Source organism: Capnocytophaga canis (assembly GCF_000827555.1).
Classification (GTDB): Bacteria; Bacteroidota; Bacteroidia; order Flavobacteriales; family Flavobacteriaceae; genus Capnocytophaga; species Capnocytophaga canis.
Genome location: NZ_CDOI01000101.1, coordinates 1 through 23,259, shown reverse-complemented (window position 1 = coordinate 23,259; position 23,259 = coordinate 1). Strand labels below are relative to the sequence as shown.

15 protein-coding genes are annotated in these 23,259 nt (G+C 36.5%); 7 read left to right on the top strand and 8 right to left on the bottom strand.

Annotation, left to right across the window (positions count from 1 at the left end):
* Nucleotides 1-41 precede the first annotated feature (41 nt).
* Entirely contained in the window at nt 42-833 is a 792-nt protein-coding gene (gene nadE, locus CCAND38_RS02915) for an NAD(+) synthase (protein ID WP_042006356.1), read from the bottom strand.
* A gap of 145 nt (nt 834-978) precedes the next feature.
* On the opposite strand from nadE, the gene CCAND38_RS02910 reads away from it, so the two are divergent.
* Together CCAND38_RS02910 and CCAND38_RS02905 are read left to right on the top strand one after the other, a co-directional pair.
* Entirely contained in the window at nt 979-1,896 is a 918-nt protein-coding gene (locus tag CCAND38_RS02910) for a GYDIA family GHMP kinase (RefSeq protein ID WP_042343831.1), read from the top strand.
* Between the two features lie 79 nt (nt 1,897-1,975).
* Nucleotides 1,976-5,176, top strand: a complete 3,201-nt coding sequence (locus CCAND38_RS02905; RefSeq protein ID WP_500681092.1) for a glycoside hydrolase family 2 TIM barrel-domain containing protein — start codon at nt 1,976-1,978, stop codon at nt 5,174-5,176.
* 117 nt (nt 5,177-5,293) lie between these two features.
* Here CCAND38_RS02905 and CCAND38_RS02900 read toward each other — a convergent pair whose 3' ends face one another.
* The 3 genes from CCAND38_RS02900 to CCAND38_RS02885 form a co-directional block, all read right to left on the bottom strand.
* Complete coding sequence (locus CCAND38_RS02900) at nt 5,294-6,880, bottom strand: NADP-dependent glyceraldehyde-3-phosphate dehydrogenase (protein WP_042343791.1); 1,587 nt, start codon at nt 6,878-6,880, stop codon at nt 5,294-5,296.
* 31 nt (nt 6,881-6,911) lie between these two features.
* Nucleotides 6,912-7,088 carry a CAL67264 family membrane protein gene (locus tag CCAND38_RS02895; protein ID WP_182859263.1) on the bottom strand — a complete coding sequence of 59 codons (177 nt, stop codon included), beginning with the start codon at nt 7,086-7,088 and terminating at the stop codon, nt 6,912-6,914.
* Between the two features lie 715 nt (nt 7,089-7,803).
* On the bottom strand, nt 7,804-8,403 hold the full coding sequence (locus tag CCAND38_RS02885) for a hypothetical protein (RefSeq protein ID WP_156129752.1): 600 nt from the start codon (nt 8,401-8,403) through the stop codon (nt 7,804-7,806).
* Nucleotides 8,404-9,821: 1,418 nt separating this feature from the next.
* Here CCAND38_RS02885 and brnQ point away from each other — a divergent pair.
* Entirely contained in the window at nt 9,822-11,120 is a 1,299-nt protein-coding gene (brnQ, locus tag CCAND38_RS02875; RefSeq protein ID WP_042006367.1) for a branched-chain amino acid transport system II carrier protein, read from the top strand.
* Between the two features lie 75 nt (nt 11,121-11,195).
* On the opposite strand, the gene CCAND38_RS02870 is transcribed toward brnQ, so the two are convergent.
* Together CCAND38_RS02870 and aspA are read right to left on the bottom strand one after the other, a co-directional pair.
* On the bottom strand, nt 11,196-12,695 hold the full coding sequence (locus CCAND38_RS02870) for a GH3 auxin-responsive promoter family protein (RefSeq protein WP_042343780.1): 1,500 nt from the start codon (nt 12,693-12,695) through the stop codon (nt 11,196-11,198).
* A 164-nt stretch (nt 12,696-12,859) separates the two neighbouring features.
* Nucleotides 12,860-14,251: an aspartate ammonia-lyase gene (gene aspA / locus CCAND38_RS02865; RefSeq protein ID WP_042343779.1), complete on the bottom strand. Its 1,392-nt coding sequence runs from the start codon at nt 14,249-14,251 to the stop codon at nt 12,860-12,862.
* 346 nt (nt 14,252-14,597) lie between these two features.
* Here aspA and CCAND38_RS02860 point away from each other — a divergent pair, with 346 nt between their 5' ends.
* A complete protein-coding gene (locus tag CCAND38_RS02860; RefSeq protein ID WP_042343777.1) occupies nt 14,598-15,764 on the top strand; it encodes a dicarboxylate/amino acid:cation symporter in 1,167 nt (388 codons plus the stop codon).
* Nucleotides 15,765-15,804: 40 nt separating this feature from the next.
* On the opposite strand, the gene CCAND38_RS02855 is transcribed toward CCAND38_RS02860, so the two are convergent.
* Both CCAND38_RS02855 and CCAND38_RS02850 read right to left on the bottom strand, forming a co-directional pair.
* Complete coding sequence (locus CCAND38_RS02855; RefSeq protein WP_042009626.1) at nt 15,805-17,259, bottom strand: alanine/glycine:cation symporter family protein; 1,455 nt, start codon at nt 17,257-17,259, stop codon at nt 15,805-15,807.
* Between the two features lie 88 nt (nt 17,260-17,347).
* The gene (locus tag CCAND38_RS02850; RefSeq protein ID WP_042009628.1) at nt 17,348-17,911 is read right to left on the bottom strand and encodes a hypothetical protein; all 564 of its coding nucleotides are present in this window, start codon (nt 17,909-17,911) and stop codon (nt 17,348-17,350) included.
* A 182-nt stretch (nt 17,912-18,093) separates the two neighbouring features.
* Between CCAND38_RS02850 and CCAND38_RS11325 the strand changes: the two genes are divergently transcribed.
* The 3 genes from CCAND38_RS11325 to CCAND38_RS02835 form a co-directional block, all read left to right on the top strand.
* Nucleotides 18,094-18,561, top strand: a complete 468-nt coding sequence (locus tag CCAND38_RS11325) for a GbsR/MarR family transcriptional regulator (protein ID WP_052458098.1) — start codon at nt 18,094-18,096, stop codon at nt 18,559-18,561.
* Nucleotides 18,558-19,655 carry an efflux RND transporter periplasmic adaptor subunit gene (locus tag CCAND38_RS02840; protein ID WP_052458096.1) on the top strand — a complete coding sequence of 366 codons (1,098 nt, stop codon included), beginning with the start codon at nt 18,558-18,560 and terminating at the stop codon, nt 19,653-19,655. The genes CCAND38_RS11325 and CCAND38_RS02840 overlap by 4 nt, the downstream gene beginning before the upstream one ends.
* A 589-nt stretch (nt 19,656-20,244) precedes the next feature.
* A partial coding sequence (locus CCAND38_RS02835) for an efflux RND transporter permease subunit (RefSeq protein ID WP_042343827.1) occupies nt 20,245-23,259 on the top strand: 3,015 nt, incomplete at its 3' end.

Sequence of the window (23,259 nt, the reverse complement as noted above, 5' to 3'; positions counted from 1 at the left end):
TCTTCAGAAAAAACGACTGTATTCTTGAATATACTTGTAATCTAACCTTTTTTCACGCTATTCTCAACTTTACAAATAGGTATGGGATTCATTTTATGCTGATTAGCTCGGTTGAGCCGTTGATAAATCTCAAAAACTTCCTTTTGTCTGCCTGAAAAATCCTCAGTCGTTTTGCCGTTTTCGTGTTGCAACATCGCCCATTCAAGTTCGTCATAATTCGCTTTGAGTTGGTCTTCATCGCTTCGGTCATCGCCAAAAAGCCCGTCGGAAGGTTTCGCCATTACAATGGATTCAGGAACACCTAAATAACGCGCCAACTGATAGACTTCACTCTTCATCAAATCGGCAATAGGACTAATATCTACTCCCCCATCGCCATATTTAGTAAAAAATCCTACTCCAAAATCTTCAATTTTATTACCTGTCCCAACAACCAAGCGTCCGTCCAAACCTGCAAAATAGTACAGCGTAGTCATGCGAAGTCGAGAACGCGTATTTGCCAATGCCATTTCATAGGAATGTTGATCGGTAGTAGGAATTTGCTTTACAAACTGGTCAAAAACGGGTGTCAAATCTACTTGCAAATCAGTGATGTTACTGTATTTTTCTTTCAAAAAAGCGATATGTTCTTTAGCTCTACTCACGTGATTTTCTGCCTGATGTATTGGCAATTCCAAGCAAAGTGTCGGCACGCCCGTCTCGGCACAAAGTGTGGAAACAACTGCTGAATCAATTCCTCCTGAAATTCCAATGACAAAGCCTTTTACCTTTGCATTTTCGGCATAGGTCTTTAGCCAATGTACTATATGATTAGTAACTTTCTCTGCATTCATTTTTAATATTTTTAACATAAGATGTTTACAAATTCAAACACATATTTGAGTGCTTATCCCAAAAAAATAGGACATTTATCCGTAATATTTTTTACCTTTGCAACACAAGAAACAAATGTACGAAAAAAATATTCAGCGACAAGATATGACAAAATTTTTTCACAGTAGAGGCAAACTATTACTCACGGGAGAATATGCCGTTTTGGATGGAGCGTTGAGTTTAGCTTTCCCTACGCGTTTGGGACAATCCTTATGTATTTCGGAAACAAATCAAGGATTTTCGTGGAAAAGTTTTGACTTTAATAAAAAAGTATGGTTTGAACACCATGAATTGACTTTCGATGATTTTAAACAAAATACAACATTTTCAACAACGGCTGAAACTTTGCTAAATATCTTAAATACGGCCGTGGAGTTGAATCCTACATTCGCTACTCAACTAAGTCACTGTCAGATAGAAACTCATTTAGAGTTTGAGCGAGAATGGGGCTTAGGTACTTCTTCCACCTTAATTAACAATATCGCTCAATGGGCAGGAGTAAACCCATTTGAGTTGTTATTCAAAAGTTTTGGAGGCAGTGGCTATGACATCGCTTGTGCCATGCATAAAACCCCCATACTGTACAAACTGACGGAAAATCGCCCCAGCGCCTATCCGTTACAATTTTTACTGCCACAGACCGACCAGTTGTTTTTCGTATATTTGAATAAGAAACAAAATAGTAAGGAAGGTATCGCCCTATATAAATCCATCAAACGAAGTAAGAAAAACTTGGCAAGTCGCATTACAGAAATCACGGAAAATATTATCCGAACGACTTCGCTATCTGATTTTTGCCAATTGATTGATAATCACGAGCAAATAATAGCCGATTTTCTCAAAATCCCCACGGTCAAAGAAACTCTTTTTCGAGATTTTTCAGGAAGTATCAAAAGTTTAGGAGCATGGGGAGGGGATTTTGTTTTGGCCGTGGGCGAACGAAACTACGTATTCGATTATTTCCACAAAAAAGGATTTTCAACAGTAGTTCCGTTTCAAGAAATGGTATATATAGAACCTTAAACAACAAATACATTTTCATGATTTGACATAGAAAACCTTAAAAATCAACAGAATAATATAACCAATACCATAAATACTTATGACCACAGTTGTAAAATTTTTTGCATCGACTTTGTTGTTATCCTGCTTTTCAGCAAACTTACATGCACAAGATCAACCCTTTTTAGACCCTATTTTTGAAAATCCAGCGGTTCAGGAAATTAACCGTATGCCCATGCGTAGTCACTACCTGCCTTTTGAATCCTCAGAAAAGGCTGAAAAGAAAAACTACAAAGCCTCCAACCGGTACATTGACCTGAACGGGAAATGGAATTTCCTTTGGAAAGAAGATTACAAACAATTACCAACGGACTTCTTTAAAACCGATTACAACGACAGTTCTTGGGACAAAATACAAGTGCCTTCCGTTTGGGAATTGAACGGTTATGGAACAGCAATTTATGTAAATGAAAAGTTCGAATTTGCAACAAAAAACCCAAATCCACCAGATGTCCCAGATGGAATCAATCAACCTGCGGGACTTTATCGTAAAGAATTTTCAATACCTTCGGATTGGAAAAATGAAAAGGTTTATCTTCACCTAGGAGCTGTAAAATCAGCTTTCAAATTATATGTAAATGGGAAATTTGTAGGTGTAGGTAAAGACAGTAAATTAGCTTCAGAGTTCGACATAACTGACTACGTTTCAGCGGGGAAAAATCAAATTGCGATGGAAGTTCGCCGATGGACAGATGGAAGTTTTTTAGAAGCTCAGGACATGTGGCGACTTTCAGGTATCACTCGCGATTGCTATGTGTATGCACGTCCGAAAGTACATCTCTACGATATTGACGCTAAAACAGGACTTTCGAATGGATATACCGACGGAAAATTGGATTTGCTAGTACAAATTTGGAATGAAACTGATGAAAACAAAGGTAATTATCAGTTAGAAACTGCTATTTTCAACGATAAAAACCAAAAAATATGGCAAGAAACTAAAAGCATTACCCAAATTCAACGAAAAAACAGCAAAACAGAGCTTTATTTTTCAGCTAACTTACCTCTGGTAAAGCAATGGAGTGCCGAAATACCAAACTTGTACCGCTTGGAAGTTCTACTTAGGGACGATAAAAATCAAATCAGCGAAGCAGTAAGTATGCACATCGGATTTAGAAGTATCGAAATCAAAGGTAGCGACTTAATGGTGAATGGAAAACGAATATTCATCAAAGGAGTAAATCGTCACGATACCGATCCTGTAACAGGACAGGTTATCAGTCGAGAAAGTATGGAAAAAGACATCCTACTGATGAAGCAATTGAATGTCAACAGTGTACGTACTTCACACTATCCTAACGACCCTTATTTCTATGAATTATGTGATAAATACGGGCTTTATGTGATGGATGAAGCCAACGTAGAAAGCCATGGTATGGGTTACAAACCAGAACGAACACTTGCCACTAACACCGCATGGGAAGAAGCTCATAAACAGCGAATTATGCGAATGTATCAACGAGACAAAAACCACCCAAGCATTATTATTTGGAGTTTAGGCAACGAGGCAGGGAACGGTTGGAATTTCTACCAAGCTTATAAAATGCTAAAAGCTCTTGATCCTCAAAGACCTATACACCACGAACTAGCTCACTATGATTGGAATACTGACATAGAATCACGAATGTATCGTCGTATCCCATTCCTGATTGACTACGGCTTGTCCCACCCAAAAAAACCATTTCTACTCTGCGAATACGCTCACGCAATGGGTAACAGTATTGGGAATTTTAAAGAATATTGGGATGTTTTTGAGAGCTATCCCGGTTTGCAAGGTGGCTATATCTGGGATTGGATGGATCAAGGTATTTACAAGAAAAATGCTTCAGGAAAAACCATCTTGGCATATGGCGGCGACTTTGGTGATAAAAACACACCCAGCGACAATAACTTCTTGATTAATGGAGTAATCGCATCGGACAGAACCTTTCATCCTCATAGTTATGAGGTCAGAAAGGTGTACCAAGAAATTGGATTTTCCTTTGAAAAAGATAAATTAATGGTTCAAAACAAATATTTTTTCCGTGATTTATCGAACTTCGAATTCAGCTGGACTCTTTTAAGAAATGGAACTCCTATAAACCAAGGCAAATTAGATAACATTAACGTACTACCACGACAAAAAGGAGTTTTCCCGTTGGTAATCAGAGAAAAATTGACAAAAAAAGGGAAAAACACACAGGAAATTAACAGATTAGCATCCGAAATCGTAAAAAATGACCCAGAGAATGAATACTACTTGCAGATCGAAGGTAAATTGAAATCTGATGAAGGTATTTTAACTGCCAACACCTCATTGGCTTTTGCCGAATTTCCATTAAACACCTACAAAAAACCTGTATATCAAGTAGATAATAACATTATTACTACCGAACAAACAGACAAAGAAATAACACTATCAAACAGAAATTTCAAAGCAACCATTTCTAAAGAAAAAGGAAGATTGGTATATCACCAAACTAATGGAAAAGAAAACATTTCAGGGGAAGGGCTTTACCTAAACCTCTGGCGACCTGCTACTGACAATGATTTTGGAGCTGGTTTACAAAAAAAGTTAAAAGACTTAAGATATGCTGATAAAGATGCAAAAATTGAAAAAATAACGCTTTCGGACGCTGAAAATGGACAAAAGCAAGTGAAAATATATAAATTTTTGATAGAAAACAGCATTAAATTCACTCAAACATTGACTTTCGACGGAAAAGGAAGCTTTTTAGTAGAAAATACATTTGTTCCTTTGAGGGAAAGCGACAGATTAACTTTCAAAATAGGAAACCATGTTACTCTTTCAAAAGATTTTACAAATCTCGAATGGTACGGACGAGGACCTTGGGAAAGCTATGAAGATCGTCAGACCTCGGCTTTTGTAGGACTTTACAAAGGAAGTATTGACGAACAATACCACCCGTATGTACGACCACAAGAATCGGGGAATAAAACCCAAGTGCGATATGCAAAATTACTGCGTAAAGATGGCAGTGGAATTCTTGTCCAAAGCGAAGAAAAATTCATGAATATCAATGCATTACCCTATAGTCCTGCATCACTTTACCCTGGAGAAGAAAAACAACAAACACATTCCGAAGAATTGGAAAAAGATCAACACATACATTTAGACGTTGATTATCAGCAGTTAGGTGTAGGAGGCGATAACAGCTGGGGTAATTTACCAATGGCACAGTATCTGCTTTATTTACACAGACCTTACAGTTATTCTTATCGTATTATACCTGTAAAATAAGAACTCTCAGTTTTTTATAGGATATAAACATCAAATTGGGGTAGCATGTTTTAAAAACACGCCGAGATGAGGCAAATGCCTCATCTCGGCGTGTTCTTCAATTGAACCCAATAAAATCTACAAAATATAATCCGTGTTCATAAAGTTTGAAACCCCTGTTCGTAGGAGATTTTCTACAATTTTATTGTTATAGTCATCATCCCGTGATGCTACAAAAGTACGTATTGAAAATGAACGCAATGCATCGTGAACACTCAAAGTTCCTACTGCAGAATCCTTACGACCCGTAAACGGAAAAACATCTGGACCTCGCTGACAGAGACTATTGATATTCACACGACAAACCAAATTCACTAAATTGTCAATCAAAGGTGAAAGCTCATAAGCATCCTCCCCGAAAAGACTGATTTGCTGTCCGTATTTTGAATTAGCAATCTCATCTAAAATTTCGTTGATGTGCGAAAAAGATTTGATTGGCACTAATGGGCCGAATTGTTCCTCTGAAAACACACGCATATCGGTTGAAACGGGGTATAAAACTGCAGGGAAAATATAATTTTCAGAGCGTTCTCCTCCTCTTTGATTAACAATCTTAGCTCCTTTTGAAATAGCATCATCTATCAGTTCTTGGATGTAGGCAGGTTTTTCCTTCTCAGGCAATGGAGTAAGAGTTACATCTTTCTCCCAAGGATTTCCATAGACCAACTCATCCACTTTTTTAGAAAATTCTTTGATGAATTTATCTTTAATTTTTTTGTGTACATATATGATTTTCAGAGCAGTACAACGTTGCCCATTGAAAGACAAAGCTCCCTTCACACATTCTTCAACGGCTAATTCTAAATTAGCATCAGGTAACACTACTCCTGGGTTTTTTGCTTCCAACCCGAACACTAATCGCAATCGGTTTTTATTAGGGTGTAAATCTTGTAGTGCGATAGCAGTCTTACTATTTCCAATAAGTGCTAACACATCCACACGACCACTTCGCATAATGGGTGGAGCTACCGTTCTACCGCGTCCGTACAAGATGTTTATAACTCCACGAGGGAAACTGTTTTTGAAAGCCTCTAACAACGGAGCAAATAACAAAACTCCATGTTTTGCGGGTTTGAAAATAACGGTGTTACCCATAATCACAGCAGGAATCAGCAACGCAAAAGTTTCGTTCAGCGGATAGTTGTAAGGCCCTAAACAAAACACCACTCCCAAAGGCCCACGACGAATATGAGCATAAATACCATCTCTTTTTTCAAAACGAGAGGAATCTCGATCGAGGTTTTTATATTCCTCTATAGTGTCATAAATATACTGTATCGTCCTATCAAACTCTTTGCGAGAATCTTCTAAACTTTTCCCAATCTCCCACATCATTAGTTTCACGACCTCATCGCGTTTGGTTGCCATCTGCTTGACAAATTTTTCCATAAATTGAATTCGGTCTTTCACTTTCATGGTTGGCCACAAACCTTTCCCTTTGTTGTAAGCCTCGCATGATGAATACAATAGCTCTAAAGCCTCTTCTTCTCCCATATTGGGAACACTCCCCAAAAATGTGGGCTCATAGTTTTCGGTCGATGAAATGGTGGAGTAAACATCTGTCATGGCTCCTTCCCATTTGCGTAATTCCCCATTTGCCAAATAAATATCTTGATGCAAAGGCTCAACACGAAACTCTTCAGGAATTTCTCTAAATTTTTTCATTCTATATTAATCTGTTTAATAATTTAAAGCATTACACTCTGCCTTTTAGCGAGTTAAACACCCATGCGATGGCTAAAAAACCTATCCCTACAGTAGCAAAACCTATTCCTGCTACTTCGTTGTATTTAAAAATCCCCAAACCAATGAGAATCAACCCCATAACAACCATAATCAAAGTGGCATACCCTAAAATAGTATTTTTATTCATTGTCATAACTGCAAAATTAATGGATTGCAACTGCAAAAGTCGTTCTTTATTTTGAAAAAACAAACTTAATTTTAGGGTATTTTAATTAGGTTAAACTCCTGAAATATTTTTTAGAATTTATTATGATTAAAACCACATAGTAACATAGAGCTCTATCCTATATTTCTCTTTAATATTGATTATATTTTTTTTGTAACTTTAGAGACACATCAAACAATTAACTTATTTATTTTCTGTGATTTATATTATTTCTAAAAACATTTTACAAAAATTATTTTCCTATTACAGCAAAAAACATTATCTTAGCGAAAATCATACGAAGATAAATGTCATTTAAAGTTTTTTTCTGACAGATTTCTAAGCTACGAGAAATTTCTTCATAGGAAAATAGTGCAAAATATAATGTTCTAAAAATCAGTCCATTAAATTAAAACCATAGGATTGGTTGTGTTCATGTTTAAGTGGTACGATAAAATTTTTAACTATGGAAACACTACCTATTTTATTTGGAATATCAATATTACTTTTGTTAGGCTTTATTGTGTTCGTAAAGTATAAAGTCCGCGTTCACTTGGTTTATAATAAGAATATTACAAACAAATCGTTTTATATTTGGGTACCTTTTGCCGATGTGTACTACTATTTTAGATATATTTTCGGAAAGAAAACGTTTTTTTGAATTTAAATTGCGAGATTTTACTATAATCTCGCAATTTTATTTCTCTTCTATATAATAAATTTCTATTGCTAAATTACCTCCTTCGAGTTTGTGCCAACCTTTATTTTCTGAATTTAGGTATATTTCCTTTCGTTTGTTCATGTGTCCTAAAATCCTGTAATTTGTTGACTTTTTGTTTGTATCTTCAGTTTTTTTCAGTGCAACAAAGAAATTTTCACAGAATTTAGGTGATAAATCTTCGATATTTATTTCCAATTTATTTTTCCTAACAGACTCAAATAATAGTGTTTGACTATGCAATTTTTTATCAGGAAATCCGTTTTCTCCTACTGAAAAAAATACTAATTCAAAGGTTGCTTTCGTGTCGTAATTTTTCTCTATTTTTTCTATAAAGAATACTATTTTCTTGATTATAAAACACTTATCTACTTTAATTTCATTAGCAAAAAACGTATTATAATAGCTTCCTATGCTGTAATTTTTTCTTCCCTTAGTAGCTATTTTATTTAATTTTTCTTTTTGAAATTGTGTTACCACGACTTCACTAAGAAAAATAGTGTCATTTTCTACGGTATTTTGTGCTGTTGAAAGGCAAAAACCGCATATAATAAGCAAATATGTAATTGATTTTTTCATATAGTACATGTTCAGAGAAGTAATTCAAGTAGATTCTCAAATTATTCCTATAATAAACTTAAATTGACTCACTATGTCCTTACCGGAGGAAAGATAAATGTCCATTTCTGTATGCTTATAAACTGTAAACAAAAAAAATATTTTTTGAGTAGTTCTTAGTATACGCTGACAAATATCAACATGGTTTTTGAGCAGTTTCTTTATGAAACCAAAATCTTTGCTTCTTGTTTTAAAAAGAGTAAAAGTAAAAATAGTTATGAACAATAATTTTAAAACTCGTTGCGAATATAAATATATTTTTAACACCGACAAACTGTACTCCATTTTTTGTAACGCATTCCTGTACAACATATAATTATCATATTTTCAAAACTTTATGATTTTTTAAAATTTCTAATAATCAATTACTTATTGTTTTGTAAAACATTTTACAAAATAATTTTCCTATTACAGCAAAAAACATTATCTTGGCGGAAATTATACGAAGATAAATGTCATTTAAAGGTTTTTCTGACAGATTTCTAAGCTACGAGAAGTTTCTTCATAGGAAAATAGTGCAAAAATATGATATACTAAAATCTCATTGTTGATATATCTCCATAAGTGAATAACAAATCTTCAAAAAATCAGTGAAATAACTAATTTATAACATACTTTTATATGAAAACAAATTCTCAAAGATGGTTTTTGGCAGGAAGTATTTTCTGTTTTTGTTACTTTGTATTTTTACTGTTAATTAACTATCATTCACTAAATAATGAAATAATGGTTGGTTCTGTTAGCTTTTTCGGTGAACTACTGACTATTCCATTGATTTTATTTCTTTTATTTATGTTTATTTTTAGTTTAATAAAAGTAATAAAAAAAGATAATAGCTTTAGACTTATATTTATTATTAACCTGATAACCATAGTGTTATTAATTTCGTCTACTTTTTATAATTAATTCTATTCATGGAATTGCGAGATTTTACGATAATCTCGCAATTTTTACTTTTACGAAAAAGTTTTTCAGAATTATGAAGGTAATGAAAAATAAGCGTCTGTTATTAAAAGAATTTTTGTCTTTTTAGTAACTGTCCTTTTTACCATAAAAGGAATTGATGCTATTAAACGATTTGTTGAAGGTTGTAAATCTGTAAGTTGCAATTGTTCACAGACCAAATGAAATGGCTTTAGTAATTTTTCTGTGAATTCAATTTTGAGTTCCCTAAATAGAAAATCTTTTGTTTTGAAGGGAGAAAGTTTTTTTACTTTCTCTCTTTTTTCTTTGGGCTAGCCCAAAGAAAAAGAGAGAAAAACTATCCCAAAAAATTGCACTTACTAATGGAATTTAAGAAGTTTACATCACAAAAATTTCAAGAGACCCTTTTTATTTTTACTTTTGCAGAAACATAAGTACCTTTTATACCTTAAAGAATGAAAACACACAAAAATAAAACTCTTACTATAACAACTGTTGGATTTGCCTTATTTGCTATGTTTTTTGGAGCTGGAAACTTGATTTTACCTCCTTTCATAGGACTTCAATCAGGCGATGAATGGCTAATGGCATTAGTAGGATTTTTCCTAACAGCCATTTTAGCTCCTTTTCTTGGTGTACTTGTTATTTCAAAATCAGGACTTTCGTTTACGGATTTGGGATATAGAACTCATCCAAAGTTAATCAATGTGTTGGCAATACTAATCATCTTGTGTATCGGGCCGTTAGTAGCAATCCCACGCACAGGAGCCACTGTATTTGAAATTGGAGTGCAACCGTCTTTTCCTTCATTTAGCAATGTTGTTTTCGCTATTCTATTTTTTGGAACAGTATTTCTATTATCAATTTCAAAAACCAAAACAGTGGATATTATCGGTAAGTTTCTGACCCCTTTTTTATTGCTATCATTGGTACTGTTAGTAGTTCTGGGAGTCATAAACCCTCCTGATGTCATTACTGAAAGCACAATGACCGCAACCGAGGTTTTTTCTTTCGGATTTGTTGAAGGTTACCAAACATTAGATGTACTAGCATCGGTAATTTTTGCAGGAGTCATAATTGAAGCTGTTATTGACAAAGGGTTCTCTTCTGAGAATGAACGAAGTAGGATAACACTTGCCGCAGGACTGGTGTCTACTATTTCATTGCTTCTCATCTATGGAGGATTAATTTACTTGGGAGCTACAACCGATTTTCCAATGCAAGATAACAGTACCCGTACGCAATTGCTATTGCACATTTCCTCCTCCATCTTGGGAGAAAAAGGAACTTTCGTAGTAGCTATTGCTATTGCTTTCGCGTGTTTAACCACGGCAATTGCATTGACTACGGCCACTGGAAGCATTTTTGAAAAAATATCACACGGAAAAATACCTTATCGTTTAAGCGTTATTCTTTGCACACTGATTTCGGTAGTCTTATCCATTAACGGAGTAGATGCTATTATAAAATATGCTGTCAACATATTATTGTTCATCTACCCGATTGTCTTTGCATTAATACTATATTTATTACTTTTTGGTCGATACGTAAAAATACGACAACCCTACGTAGCAAGTATCATTACTACCGCTATCGTTTCTTTAATTTCCGTAGGAATCAATTTGGATATGCAAAAAGAGTTGTTAAGCACTCTAAAATCCTATTTACCATTACAGGAATATAGCTTAGAATGGTTATTACCATCCTTAATAGCTTTTGTCTTTGGAACTGCTTTGGATCGAAATCAAAATTAAAAAAGTAAATAGAAAAATGCTTTTTCGTACTTTATCGAAATTTTATGACAAACCGTAGGACTCCTGTCAAAGTTTTTATTTTAAATTTTCAAGTTCTAGTTGCTCAACAATCTTTCGGTCATTAGCCAAACGTTGTACTTTGTTTTGTCCTCCAAATTTACCACTTTGTTTCATATAACGTACGAATCCATCTTTGGCAACTTTAGTTATTTTCAAAGGTTGTAGTACCTTTCCTTGAATCAAATCGAAGTAATATGAATTCTTTTGCTGTAGGAAATTGTCTAATTTCGAGACGAAATCTGCCATATTATCAGGTTCTTTTTCAAATTCGACAAACCATTCGTGATAAGGCAACTGATTTTCGGAAGGATTTACCTGTGGAGCTACCGTAAATTCGGAAACCCGCACCTCCGTACCTTGAATAGATTGAATCATAGCTTCTTCAATTTCACTAGCGATGACATGTTCTCCAAAAGCCGAAATAAAATGTTTTATACGTCCCGAAACAATTACTCGGTACGGATTTAAACTTGTAAACTGAACAGTATCACCAATATTATATGCCCAAAGCCCAGCATTGGTCGAAATAATCATCACATAATTTACATTCAGTTCTACCTCAGCTAAGGTCAGACGTTTTGGGTTTTCTGAAAAAAAATCGTCAGACTTGATAAATTCATAAAATATACCTGAATTGAGCAACAAAAGCATTCCTCTCTCAGTTTGCGTATCTTGAAAAGCAAAAAAGCCTTCGCTGGCAGGAAAAAGCTCAATACTATCGACCTTTCTTCCGATAAGATGTTCAAACTTTTGGCGATACGGCTCGTAATTGACCCCTCCATATACAAAAAGTGAAAAATTCTTAAACAAATCACCTATATTTTTACCTGATTTTGCTTTAAGTCGCTCGAAATACATCTGTACCCAAGGAGGAATACCGCTAATGAGGGTCATATTTTCGCTAATAGTTTCCTCAACAATAGCATCTACTTTGGTTTCCCAATCTTCGATACAGTTGGTTTCCCATGATGGAACACGGTTCTTTTGTAGATATTGAGGCACATAATGTGCCGAAATCCCTGATAGCCTACCTATTTTGATACCATTTTTTTCCTCTAAAACAGGACTTCCTTGTAAGAAAATCATTTTACCGTTAACGAAATTAGCTTTTTTGGTTTCGTGAATATAACACAAAAAAGCATCTCGTGCAGCTTGTACTTGATAGGGCATAGATTCTTTTGTGATTGGAATATACTTAGTTCCGCTGGTTGTACCCGAAGTTTTAGCAAAATAAAGTGGTTTTCCTCTCCAAAGCACATCTCTCTCGCCCGATATCAAACGCTGAATATAAGGTTTTAAGTCTTCATAATCTCGAACAGGCACCTTTTTAACGAAATCGGCATGGTCTTTTATATTTTCAAAATCATGATCTTTGCCAAAAGCAGTATGTTTTGCTCTACGAATAAGTTCCTCAAAGACGTTTTGCTGCGTTTCAATAGGCCTTTTTGCCCATTTGTCTATTTTTCTCTTAACAATAGACGCAAATAGTTTGGCTCCAAACGATTTTAGTGACATCCTACGTATTTATTTTATATTGGCAAAGATACGTATTTTTTTTTACCTATTAACACCTCACAGAAACAATTGATAGACAAGCAAATAGAAAAAATCTACCGTAAAGGTTAAAATATTCATTTTAACTTTTACGGTAGATCCAAAATATCATTGCTTAGAAAAGTTTATATTCCCAACATATTTTTAGGGTCTAAGATTGTATCCAACTGCTCTTGCGAAAGCAGTCCTTTTTCTAAAACCAAATCATAGACTGATTTACCTGTTTCTAAGGCTTCTTTGGCAATTTTCGTGCTGTTTTTGTAACCTATATGTGGATTCAACGCAGTAACGATACCGATACTATTTTTTACCATATTTAAACATACTTCACGATTGGCTGTAATGCCATCAATGCACTTGGTTCTGAGGGTCTCTATAGCTCGTTGTACAAAAACAATAGATTCTATAATCGACTGACATATAACAGGTTCCATTACATTCAATTGCAATTGACCAGCTTCAGCGGCAAAAGTAACCGTAAGGTCATTTCCGATAATCTTGTAACACACTTGGTTAACCACCTCGGGGATAACAGGATTTACTTTCCCCGGCATAATAGATGAACCAGGTTGCATCGGGGGTAAGTTAATTTCGTTTAATCCAGCACGTGGACCAGAAGAAAGTAAACGCAAATCGTTACATATTTTAGATAATTTAACTGCCATACGCTTCAATGCAGATGAGTAGATTACGTACGATCCGGTATCGGGAGTGGCTTCAACTAAATTCGACGCAGCTACGAATGCTTCTCCTGTCAAATCTGCTAATTTTTTGGCACATACAGCAGGAAATTCTTTGGGTGCATTGATACCCGTACCGATGGCAGTTCCTCCCATATTAATTTCTAAAAACAAATTAGCGTTGTATTGCAAACGAGTGATTTCCTCCTCCAACGTTGCGGCAAAAGCTTCAAACTCTTGTCCTAAAGTCATCGGCACAGCATCTTGCAACTGGGTTCGTCCCATTTTGATCACATCGGCAAATTCTACTCCCTTTTTACGGAATGAAGCTATCAATAATCTCAAATGCTCAATCAAGGTTTGATTCATTCGGATAATTGCCAATTTTATGGTAGTTGGGTAGGCATCGTTGGTTGATTGTGATAAATTTATATGGTCATTAGGAGAGCAATGCTGATAGTCTCCCAACGCATGTCCCATAATCTGTAAAGCTCGGTTTGCTATTACTTCATTCGCATTCATATTCACAGATGTACCAGCCCCTCCTTGAATCATATCCACAGGGAACTGATCGTGCATCTTGCCTTCGATTAATTCATTACACGCTTGAGAAATGACGTTCAACAACGAGTCACTTAACAATCCTAACTCGTGATTGGTTTGTGCAGCTGCCAGTTTCACATAAGCAATGGCACGGACAAACTCCGGAAAATCACTCATTTTACTTCCTGAAATATGGAAATTGTCAATAGCTCGTTGAGTTTGTACCCCATAATAGGCATCAAAAGGCACTTGTAAATCACCTAACAAATCAGATTCAGTTCTAAATTTTGACATATTTTCTTATTTTTTTATTAATCTATTTTTTTGAAATTTCATGTATCTATAACTTCGAGTGCTTCACTTTTATTTTATGCAATCATCTATTCTACCAATGGTTGTAAATAATCTTAAATATTTTGTTGTTAAAAAATCTTTTCCTAAAAAGATTGATTATCAAAAAGAAATAAGCGTACCAATTTGCTTTTGTACCTAAGAAAAACGATTAACATTAGAAATCATTAAACCTTATTTCGTGTAAAGATACTAAATATATTTGAATTAAATTGAAAATTATTTTGTCTTTTTTGAAAGGATCTACTATTTTTGTAGCAGATGTATTTCTCACATAAACCGAAATCAAATGAAACTATTTAATAATCTTCTATTTAGAGTGTTTATTGCCATTATCATTGGTATTCTTGTAGGATCATATGCCCCTGAATGGTATAATCGTTTGTTTGTGACATTCAACAAGCTATTCGGAAGTTTCTTAGGATTTTCTATTCCTCTTATTATCATGGGATTGGTAATGCCTGCTATTGCTGAATTGGGTAAAAATGCAGGACGACTGCTCTTTATGACAGTAATCATAGCCTACTCATTTACTTTATTTTCAGGATTTTCTACTTTTTTTGTAGGGAAAATAGTCTTTCCAAAACTATTAGGACAAAGCCCAACCGTAAATACAGAAGTTGTTGAGCGTACATTAACTCCTTTTTTCACGCTCGACATTCCGCCAATTCTGGATGTAATGAGTGCTTTGGTACTGGCTTTTATGATCGGAATTGGGTTATCACTAAAAAGTAACTCAACGTTAGGAGGTGTACTTAAAGATTTTAAAGACATCATTGTACTGGTAATTGAAAAAGTGATTATTCCATTATTACCGATCTATATCATGAGTATATTTTCTGAAATAGCCTACAGCGAGAAGGTTGCTTCTGTAATGGGGCTATTTTTTAAAATCATCGGAATCATTTTTGTGATGCACATTGCTTTGTTGCTACTTCAATTTTTACTAGCGGGAATTATCTCTAAAAAAAATCCATTGAAGGCTTTATTGACCATGATGCCTGCATATGCCACAGCATTGGGAACACAATCATCAGCAGCAACCATTCCTGTAACTTTACAACAAGTAATCAAATTGGGGGTTTCGGAACGAATAGCTGGTTTTGTTGTGCCTTTGTGTGCCGCTATTCACCTTTCGGGAAGCACCATGAAAATCACAGCCTGTGCCATGGCATTAATGTTGATGAACGGACAAACGGTTAGTATTGATCTATTCGCGGGATTCATTATGATGTTGGGAGTTATTATGGTTGCCGCCCCTGGCGTTCCAGGCGGTGCTATTATGGCTGCTTTAGCTATACTACAATCAATACTTGGTTTCGATGCTCAGCAACAAGCACTGATGATCGCCCTGTACATTGCTATGGATAGTTTCGGGACTGCTTGTAACGTTACTGGTGACGGGGCAGTATCCTTAATAGTCAATAAATTAAGTAGCAGACAAGTCGGTGAATAACCGACATTTACCAACTCACACCATTCTAAATATTTCTAATCTACGGATTCCAGAAATCACTGTTCTTTATATTAGATTTTTTAGGATCAAAAATTGGATTTTTTATGCCTTTTTTCCTTTGAGAAACATAATCTTTCCAAACGCGGATAACCACACCGCTGAGTAGCAAAATAGCAACTACATTGACCCATGCCATGAGCCCTACACCAATATCCCCAACAGTCCATGCCAATTTAGCTTCTTTAATTGCTCCCATATACACTCCATAGAGGAAACCGATACGCAAAATCCAAATATAAAGTTGAGCATTTCGTTTCCCTTTGAAGATGTAAGCGATATTAGTTTCAGCATAGTAATAGTATGCCAAAATAGTAGTAAAAGCAAAAAAGAAGAGTGCAAGTGCCACAAAATGACTTCCGATAACTGGAAAATGAATATTCAACGCCTCTTGCGTAAAAAAACTATATTCCACAGAAGGAATCTTTTCGACGATGGCTATTTCTGTTTTTTCATTAATTACGTTGTACTTTCCTGTGAAAAGTATCATAAAAGCAGTTGCAGTACAAATGAAAAGCGTATCAACGTAAACGGAAAATGCCTGTACCAATCCTTGTTCCACAGGGTGTTTTACTTCGGATGCAGCTGCGGCGTGTGGTGCTGTTCCCTGTCCTGCTTCATTAGAATAAATACCACGCTTTACACCCCATGCGATTGCCGAACCTGTTATACCTGCGTAAATAGACTCGCTACTGAATGCAGCATCAATTATTAACATAAAAACATCGGGAATTTGTGAAAAATGCATACCTATAATGATCAAAACCATCACAATGTAACTAACCGCCATAAAAGGCACTATGATTTGCGTTACTTTACCCAAACGTTTCACACCTCCAAAGATAATAATCGAAACCAGAATAATGATTGCCACGCCTACTGTATGAACTTCATATCCAGCTATGTTTACATTTGGAATCTGTACAGATTGATTCAGCGAGGTTACAATACTATTACTTTGAATACCTGGTAACAAAAAACCACAACTGAGAATTGCCACCAAGGCAAAAAACACAGCATACCACTTGATTCCCAATCCTTTTTCGATATAGTAAGCAGGGCCTCCACGGTATTGTCCTTTGATTTCTTGTTTGTAAACCTGACCAAGCGTAGCCTCTGCAAATGCCGAAGTAGCACCCAAAAGAGCAATCACCCACATCCAAAAAACGGCCCCTGGCCCACCAAAAGAGATTGCCGATGCAACTCCGATAATATTCCCCGTACCTACACGTCCTGAAATTGCCAACGAAAACGCTTGAAATGGCGATATACCTTGTGCCGAATTACCTCCGCTAAAAAGCAAACGAACCATACTTTTTAGATAACGAAACTGCAAAAAACCTGTGCGAATGGTGAAATACACTCCCGAAAAGATACATAAACCAATTAAGGCATACGACCAAACATATCCACTGATAATTTCAAAATATTTTTCCATAGACTTTTCTTTAAGTTCGGAGCCTTTAAACTCAACATTTGTTGTTAAGGAAATTCAACTCTATCAGATACGCATTTTACAACGAAAACTAACGTTTAAAGAAATCGTAACCAATTTTAAAACTAATCCAAAAAGTACCTCCTTTGCTATTAGGTGTTCTTCCAAGTGTGGTCGAATAACCGTAACCAACATTAAATTCGTAATTAAAATTTCGGCTAAAGCTACGGCGAATCCCAAAAACAGGTATAACACTAATCGCATTATAGTCGTTGCTTACATTACTATCATTAGAGATTACAAACCAATTAGGAGAAAATTCTGTCCTAAGTGAAAAATAATTTCCTGAGTTATTGCTAATATTTTTTCCTTTTTTTACACGGCGGTTCAATCCATAGTACCACTTTGGCTCTATGGAAATAGCAGGAGCAAGTAAAAAGCCCGTTTTGTCATAAATATCTCCTGTCCAAAAACCTCCATGTAAACTTGCATCAGAACGCAAAGTTATAGCATCGGAAAGCCGGTGTTCATTGTAAATATTTACCCCCAATAATCCTGCTTGAACGCCTACAAGATCTTTCTCTACACTTACATGTTGCGCATAAACTGCATTCAGTCCTAATACCATAAACATGGTAGCAATGATTTTTTTCATGAAAATAAATTTTAATTAAAGCGAAGCAAACATATAAAAAAAAATTAAAATACAAACCCATGAACATCTTTAATCGTCTTTTTCACACCTCTAACAATTAAAAAAATCTAAAAAGTTCAATACTTATTGAACTAATTAAACTTTTTTTTCTACTTTTGCTCCGAAATGATTTTTTCGCAGAAATGATAAAAAACACAGACCATACTTTACTACAAGATTTGATTACCTTGTACACCAACCATTTTGGGCTAAGCCCTATTATGGCAAAAATTTGTGCTTATCTGAAATTGGACTTCGAAGGAAATGGTGCTACCTTCGACCAACTTCAACAAGCCTTAGGGGTAAGTAAGGGTTCCATCTCGATGAACCTACGTAAACTCATCGATAAGGGGATTATTTTAGAAATTAACAAGTTCAACGAGAGAAAAACCTACTTCGTTTACAATCAAGACTATATTATACTATGGTTAAAACAATCCATCGAACGGATGGAATACACCCTTAGCGTAGTACAACGCGTTAATAACCTATCGAAAAAGCACCCCAATACTCCTAAAACCTTACTAAAACGCAAACAAATCCATCAAGAATTTTTACAACAAGGTATAGAAGCATTTAAAGAAACCCTTTTTAAAATAGAAAACGTATGAGAATATTCTTCATTTTGGCAGGTTTGAGCCTAATGACAGCCTGTAACAACACCCCAAAACAAGTTCAACAAGGTATAAAAACGCTTCCGGTAATCACGGTGGGGGAACAAAGCAGTACGTATCACCTTTCTTATCCGGTGAACATTGAAGGAAAAGTGAATAGCCCTGTACAAGCGCGGATATCGGGATATATTACACAAGTGTTGGTTGATGAAGGTCAGCAAGTAACCAAAGGTCAACCTCTTTTTAGATTGGAAACTCAAGCACTTAACCAAAGCTCTCAAGCCGCCAAATCGGCAGTAGATGCAGCGCTGGTGGAAGTCAATCGCCTTGAACCTCTTGTCGCCAAAAATATTATCAGTCCCGTACAGTTAGAAACTGCCAAAGCCAACTTGGCTCGGATAAAGGCAAGTTATGCCGAAGTGAATGCCAACATTGATTATGCCATAGTCAGAGCCCCTGTAACAGGTGTAGTGGGTAGCATTCCCTTACGTGAAGGTGCTTTGGTTAGTGCCAATAACACGGTTTTGACTACCGTTTCAGATGTGAAAGAGGTATATGCTTACTTTTCTATGAATGAGAAAGACTATATTACCTTCTTAGAGGTTGCCAAAGGCAAGTCCTTGAATGAAAAAATCGGTAATTTGCCCAAGATTACATTAGTTTTAGCCAATGGCGAACGCTATCCACACCAAGGAACCATCAGTACCGTAACGGGTCAAGTTGATAAAAACACCGGAAGCATTCGGTTTCGAGCTACATTCCCCAATGCGGAAGGACTGCTTACTAATGGTAACAGCGGTACCATACTTATTCCGGAGGTACACGCAAATAGTTTAGTAATTCCGGAGGTAGCCACCTTTGAGCAACAAGGCTTAATTTTCGCCTATAAAGTAGAGCAAGACACTGTAAAACAAGTCATCATTACCCTTAAAAACCGAAATAATAACTTAGCCGTAGTGTCTGACGGACTGCAAAAAGGCGATATTTTGGTCGTGCAAGGACTTAATGGTATCCGAACAAGTATGAAAATCCAAACGAAACCCGTTTCTATGGATAGCTTAGTACAAGCCATCAAACCTGCTTTCAGATAATTTCTATATAAAAACAATAAAAGCAACCTATTTTTTGAGTTTATCAATAATTAAAAATGCTATATCCGAAAATTATATCGGTTTTTTACAAGTGAGAAACGCCATATCTGAAAAATATAGTCGTTTTCAGAAGTGAAAAAGCCATTTCTCGGAAAATTATATCGGTTTTTTACAAGTGAGAAACGTCATATCCGAAAAATATAGTCGTTTTCAAAAGTGAAAAAGCCATTTCTTGGAAAATTATATCTGTTTTTTACAAGTGAAAAACGTCATATCCGAAAATTATAGCAGTTTTTAAAAGTGAAAAAGCTATTTCTTGGAAAATTATAGCAGTTTTTTACAAGTGAAAAACGACATATCTGAAAAATATAGTCATTTTCAAAAGTAAAAAAGCCATTTCTCGGAAAATTATAGCAGTTTTTAAAAGTATAAAACTACGTAAGTCAGTTATAAAGATAGGTTACAACGAATAACAAACAATAATCATTTATAGAAAAATAAGTTTTATAAATCAGATAAACTCATTCAATTCATCGTATTTATATGTTTATCCGTATATAAAACCATAAAAAATCAAAATAAAACAAATATGGTAAAACTATTTATCGACAGACCTGTAATGTCAACAGTGATTTCCATACTCATTGTAATACTCGGTATATTGGGTATTGTAGGCTTACCCATTTCGCAATACCCTGATATTGCTCCGGTGACGGTTCAAGTATCAGCAAATTATACCGGTGCTAATGCGGAAACCGTTTTGAAATCGGTAGTAATTCCGTTAGAGGAGCAAATCAATGGTGTGGAGAATATGGATTATATCACCTCTACCGCTACGAACAATGGTTCGGCATCGATAAACGTTTATTTTAAGCAGGGAACTAATCCTGATATTGCTGTAGTTAACGTACAGAATCGTGTGGCTCGTGCCAACTCCATTTTACCTGCCGAAGTTACTCGCGCAGGGGTGGTTACTCAAAAGCAAAACACAGGGGCTTTGATGTTTATGACGTTTTACTCCACCAATGATAAGATTAACGACATCTTTATACAGAATTACTTAAATATCAATATCATTCCTGCCATAAAGCGTATCAATGGTGTGGGTGATGCCAATGTATTCGGTGGGAAGGATTACGCTATGCGGATTTGGCTACACCCCGAAAAGTTAGCCGCTTATGGTTTAAACCCTGCTGAAGTTACCGCTGCCATTACCGACCAAAGTCGTGAGGCTGCAGCAGGTACACTCGGTCAGAACAGCGGTAGCTCTTACGAATACGTAATCAAGTATAAAGGAAAATATAATGAGGTTCAAGAATATGAGAACATCGTAATAAAGGCAATGAACAACGGTCAGATACTCCGATTGAAAGACGTAGCTGATATTGAATTAGGGGCTTTGTATTACACAGGATTTGCACGTAATAACGGAAACCCTGCCGTTTCAATGGGAGTATATCAAACGCCGGGCTCTAACGCACGTGACATTATCAACGATGTAAAAAAATACCTCAAAGAAGCCGAGTTAGCCCTTCCTGAAGGTATCGGATACACCATAAATATGGACTCTAATGAGTTCTTAGACGCTTCCATTTCCAAAGTTTTAACCACTTTACTCGAAGCCTTTCTACTTGTTTTCTTAGTAGTTTACTTATTCCTACAAGATTTCCGCTCCACACTAATTCCTGCCATAGCAGTTCCGGTATCAATAGTAGGTACATTCTTCTTCTTGAACCTATTCGGATACTCTATAAATATGCTTACGCTATTCGCTTTGGTACTTGCCATTGGTATTGTAGTGGACGATGCTATTATTGTAGTGGAAGCCGTACACGCCAAAATGGAGCAAACTCGCGACAAAGCCAAGGCTTCTACCCTATCGGCTATGCACGAGATAACAGGTGCGATTATTTCGGTAACCTTAGTAATGGCTGCGGTATTCATTCCGGTAACGTTCATTGGCGGAACTACAGGTGTATTTTACAAACAATTCGGGATTACACTTATCATTGCTATTGCTATTTCGGCAGTAAATGCCCTTACGCTTAGCCCCGTACTATGTGCTTTACTACTGAAACCTCATCCGGATAAAGCCTATGAAGAAAAATCTTTCATTGGCAAGTTTTTCCATAAGTTTAACCTTGCTTTCGAGGCAGCCACCAAGCGGTACGGAAAAACCTTTACCTTCTTTTTACGCCACAAATGGGTAACGCTTATCCTCTTTGTAGTGGCAGGAGGTGTGCTTTATTACAGTAACGAGAAAATGAAAACAGGATTCGTTCCTACGGAAGATAATGGTATGCTGATGATGAACGTAGAGCTTATCCCCGGTGCTTCGATGGAGCGTACGGCAAACGTACTGCAAGAGGTACAGGAGCGAGTTCGTAAAATACCCGGAGTGCATTCGGTAACAGGAATTTCAGGTAGAAGCTTTATCTCAGGTGCCGGAAGCAACTACGGAATGGGCTTTTTACGATTAAAACCCTTCGCCGAGCGACAAGCTGACCCAAGGCAAAGCATACAAGCTATATTAGGTCAGGCTTTTGGGGCAGTTTCAGGTATTACCGATGCCAAAGTCATTTTCTTTCAGCCACCTGCTGTACCCGGTTTCGGTATGAGTTCAGGGTTTTCAATGGTTTTGTTGGACAAAACAGGGGGCGAAATCAGCGAACTTAACAGCACCACACAGCAGTTCCTTCAAGCCCTTAACCAACGCTCTGAAATTCAGTATGTGCAAACCTCTTTCAACGTAAACTATCCGCAGTATCAGTTGGAAATAAACGTAGAACGTGCTGCACAATCGGGCATTAGCGTTACGCATATCCTTTCGGTGCTACAAAATTATATCGGTGGACTCTATGCAACAGACTTTACCAAGTACGGAAAACAATTCCGAGTAATGGTACAAGCACTTCCTGATGACCGAAAAAGCATTCAAAGCCTTGACGGACTTACCGTACGTACCTCCAACGGGCAGATGGCACCTATTTCGCAATTCGTTACGCTCAAACGTACCTTTGGTCCGCAGAGTGTGAACCGCTATAATCTGTTTACTTCGGTAGCCTTAACCGGCGCTAATGCCGAAGGATACAGTACCGGCGATGCCTTAAATGCAGTAAAAGAGGTGGCATCGGAAACTTTAAATAGTAATTATGGCATTGACTATACGGGGCTTACTCGCGAAGAGCAACGTGCAGGTACGCAAACCCTTGTTATTTTTGCACTTTCGCTGATTTTCACCTATTTCATTCTATCGGCTCAGTATGAAAGTTATCTGTTACCCTTGGCGGTAATCTGCTCACTTCCGTTCGGAATTATGGGCGCTTATTTGGGGCAATGGGCAATGGGCTTGGAAAACAATATTTACTTTCAGATATCGCTCATTATGTTGGTCGGTTTGTTGGCTAAGAATGCCATCTTAATCGTGGAATTTGCCGTACAACGTAGGCATCACGGCGAGAGCCTATCCAAATCGGCAATCAATGCCGCTATGGCAAGGCTCAGACCCATTTTGATGACCTCATTTGCCTTTATCGTAGGCTTACTACCTTTAGTATTTGCCGGTGGCGTGGGGGCAGCAGGTAACCGATCGGTAGCCACAGGG

What these genes read in the sequence shown, in the direction of transcription:
- nadE (WP_042006356.1), bottom strand. Translation starts at nt 833, where the DNA reads ATGAATGCAGAGAAAGTTACTAATCATATAGTACATTGGCTAAAGACC.
- CCAND38_RS02910 (WP_042343831.1), top strand. Translation starts at nt 979, where the DNA reads ATGACAAAATTTTTTCACAGTAGAGGCAAACTATTACTCACGGGAGAA.
- CCAND38_RS02905 (WP_500681092.1), top strand. Translation starts at nt 1,976, where the DNA reads ATGACCACAGTTGTAAAATTTTTTGCATCGACTTTGTTGTTATCCTGC.
- CCAND38_RS02900 (WP_042343791.1), bottom strand. Translation starts at nt 6,880, where the DNA reads ATGAAAAAATTTAGAGAAATTCCTGAAGAGTTTCGTGTTGAGCCTTTG.
- CCAND38_RS02895 (WP_182859263.1), bottom strand. Translation starts at nt 7,088, where the DNA reads ATGAATAAAAATACTATTTTAGGGTATGCCACTTTGATTATGGTTGTT.
- CCAND38_RS02885 (WP_156129752.1), bottom strand. Translation starts at nt 8,403, where the DNA reads ATGAAAAAATCAATTACATATTTGCTTATTATATGCGGTTTTTGCCTT.
- brnQ (WP_042006367.1), top strand. Translation starts at nt 9,822, where the DNA reads ATGAAAACACACAAAAATAAAACTCTTACTATAACAACTGTTGGATTT.
- CCAND38_RS02870 (WP_042343780.1), bottom strand. Translation starts at nt 12,695, where the DNA reads ATGTCACTAAAATCGTTTGGAGCCAAACTATTTGCGTCTATTGTTAAG.
- aspA (WP_042343779.1), bottom strand. Translation starts at nt 14,251, where the DNA reads ATGTCAAAATTTAGAACTGAATCTGATTTGTTAGGTGATTTACAAGTG.
- CCAND38_RS02860 (WP_042343777.1), top strand. Translation starts at nt 14,598, where the DNA reads ATGAAACTATTTAATAATCTTCTATTTAGAGTGTTTATTGCCATTATC.
- CCAND38_RS02855 (WP_042009626.1), bottom strand. Translation starts at nt 17,259, where the DNA reads ATGGAAAAATATTTTGAAATTATCAGTGGATATGTTTGGTCGTATGCC.
- CCAND38_RS02850 (WP_042009628.1), bottom strand. Translation starts at nt 17,911, where the DNA reads ATGAAAAAAATCATTGCTACCATGTTTATGGTATTAGGACTGAATGCA.
- CCAND38_RS11325 (WP_052458098.1), top strand. Translation starts at nt 18,094, where the DNA reads ATGATAAAAAACACAGACCATACTTTACTACAAGATTTGATTACCTTG.
- CCAND38_RS02840 (WP_052458096.1), top strand. Translation starts at nt 18,558, where the DNA reads ATGAGAATATTCTTCATTTTGGCAGGTTTGAGCCTAATGACAGCCTGT.